At 58.2% G+C, this 788-nt stretch carries 1 protein-coding gene; it reads right to left on the bottom strand.

Annotation, left to right across the window (positions count from 1 at the left end; translation table 11 throughout):
- Positions 1–788 (bottom strand): immunoglobulin-like domain-containing protein (locus ACLEJW_RS23200; RefSeq protein WP_440778325.1); only part of this gene is annotated, 788 nt, incomplete at both ends.

Below are 788 nucleotides of genomic sequence, written 5' to 3' on the forward strand. Positions count from 1 at the left end.
CGAGGTTTTCGAAATTGCCGCCGGTTGCGTTGGTAATACGGGCACTGACCTGACCTGCATCGATGTATGGATCATCGCCAGGCGCAGCGACGGTGATGCTGCCAGTGGTTTGATTGGCATTGATGGTAATGGCCTGGCCATTGCTCAGAGTCACAGTAACCGGCGACTGAGCGGCGTTGGTCAGAGTAGCGGTATAGACGATCTGGCCACCCTCAGCGACGGTTTGCGTGGCCGACAGGGAAACCGTGGTGGTGTCTTGAACGTCAGTGACTGCGGTACTTACCACGCCTTTGTCGGCGACCAGGTTCTCGTAGTTGCCGCCGCTAACGCTGGTGATGCTGTTGGTGACCGCCTCATGTCCTTGATAGACATCGTTGCTCACGACGCCGGTTGCAGTGCCAGAGCTTTGGCCAACCGGGATCGTGATGATTTGCCCATTGGCTAAGGTCACCACGACCGGACTACCAGTCACCGCTGCGCCGACGCTGGCTGTGTAGACGATGGTGCCGCCCTCAGCCACAAATGGTGTGGCGGTCAGGGTCACCGTTGTCGTGTCCGTTATATCGGTAACGACGGTGCTGACGAGGTCGGTGTTGGCCACGAGGTTTTCGAAGTTTCCGCCACTAACGCTGGTGATGCTGTTAGTGACCGCCTCATGCCCCTGATAGACATCGTTGCTGACAGCAGCCGTTGCAGTGCCGGAGCTTTGGCCAGCCTGAATGGTGATGAGTTGACCATTGGCCAAGGTCACTACAACCGGACTTCCAGTCACTGGCGCCCCGACGCTG

Source organism: Pseudomonas sp. SMSB3 (genome assembly GCF_052041965.1).
Classification (GTDB): Bacteria; Pseudomonadota; Gammaproteobacteria; order Pseudomonadales; family Pseudomonadaceae; genus Aquipseudomonas.